General features: G+C 68.6%; 2 protein-coding genes. Both read left to right on the top strand.

Annotation, left to right across the window (positions count from 1 at the left end; genetic code table 11):
• A partial coding sequence (locus TR48_RS22805; RefSeq protein ID WP_152628123.1) for an ice-binding family protein occupies positions 1 to 1063 on the top strand: 1063 nt, incomplete at its 5' end.
• Positions 1064 to 1247: 184 nt separating this feature from the next.
• Positions 1248 to 1668 (top strand): DUF5819 family protein (locus tag TR48_RS43460; protein ID WP_236652275.1); only part of this gene is annotated, 421 nt, incomplete at its 3' end.

Below are 1668 nucleotides of genomic sequence, written 5' to 3'. Positions count from 1 at the left end.
GAATGGGGCCATCCACCAGACGGACGCCGTGGCAGCCCAGGCCCAGAGCGACCTGACCAGCGCGTACAACAACGCTGCGGGTCAGGCATCGGATTTCACGCTCACCTCGCCGGGAGACCTGGTCGGCCAGACCCTGGCCCCGGGTGTCTACACTGCCGCGTCGTCGATCAACCTTTCGGGCACGCTCACGCTTGACGCCCAAGGCAACCCCAATGCGGTCTTCATCTTCCAGATCGGGTCGACCCTGCAGACGGCCTCCGCCAGCCGGGTCGTGCTGATCAACGGCGCCCAGCCGTGCAACGTTTACTGGCAGGTGGGCAGTTCCGCCACGCTGGGCACCAACTCCACCTTCGTGGGCAACATCCTGGCCCTCACGTCGATCTCCGTCACCACCGGAGCCAATATCAACGGACGGGCACTCGCCCGCAACGGGTCAGTCACTTTGGACACGAACGTCATTACCCGGGCGACGTGCGCGGCCGGAACCACGACTGGCGGAACCACAGCCGGTACGACCGGCGGCCTGATCGCCGGTACGACAGGCGGAACCACCGCTGGCGGCACCGGGGGCGTGATCGCGGGCGTGACCGCTGGTGCCACCGGTGGCCTGATCGGCGGCACCGGCCTGATCGGCGGTACCGGCCTCATTGGTGGCACCGGACTCATTGGCGGCGTGGTCGCCGGCACCACCGGCGGAACCACGGCCGGAACCACTGCCGGCGCCACGGCCGGAACCACTGGCGGCAACACCGCTGGCGCCACGGCTGGAACGTCGGGCGGCGCCACGGGCGGTCCCTGCCAGGAGCAGTGCGGCAAGTGCCACGACCAGTGCAGCCCCTGCCACGACCAGTGCGACAAGTGCCACGACGAGTGCAGCCAGTGTCAGGACCAGTGCGGCAAGTGCCACGACGAGTGCAGCCCGTGTCAGGACCAGTGCGGCAAGTGCCACGACGAGTGCAGCCCGTGCCGGGAGCAGTGCAAGCCGTGTGACCACACATGCGGCACGTGCGACCAGGGGTGCGACTCCCACCAGCCCGACGCGCGCAGCTTGGTGAAGTCCTGACCGAAGGGGGTTGAGCCGGGAGTCAGAAGGACGGCCGTGGCGGAACACAAGCAGGATGCCGCCACGGCCGTCCTTGCCGGGCATATCAGCGCACGACGGCGCGAGCCACCGGCCGCGCTCCCCGCCCTGTGGCTGCTGGTGGCGAACGACCGGCACGAGCCGAAGGACGAGCGAGGAGGACGAGATGAGCCGCAGCGACCACGACGCCGCAGCGACCCGCAGTGAAGAGGGGCAGGTGCCCGGCCGCCTGCTGACTGCACCTTTGACCGCCTCTTCGGCGGAGCACCGGATCGACGACCAAGGGAGCAATCAACGCCCGCCGCTGTCACGGCCGGCTGGACTCCTGGTCGCCAGCGCGGTCGCGGTGTGCGTCATCATCGCCGTCACCCACGTCCTGCTGCTCTTCCTCTATGTCGCGCCCTCAAACACGATCTCCACCCAGTACGAGCAGCCGATCAACGCCTGGATCTACCCCTACTTCGAGCAGAACTGGCGCCTCTTCGCGCCGGACCCGCAGTCCGTACAGCAGCAGGTTTCCGCACGCACAGCACACACGTCCCCCGACGGATCCACCCAGGTCACCGGCTGGACCGACCTGAGCGCCG

It is taken from the genome of Streptacidiphilus neutrinimicus (assembly GCF_000787815.1).
Taxonomy (GTDB): Bacteria; Actinomycetota; Actinomycetes; order Streptomycetales; family Streptomycetaceae; genus Streptacidiphilus; species Streptacidiphilus neutrinimicus.
Note: the sequence above shows the minus strand (reverse complement) of the source record. Positions and strands in the feature narration are given on the sequence as shown.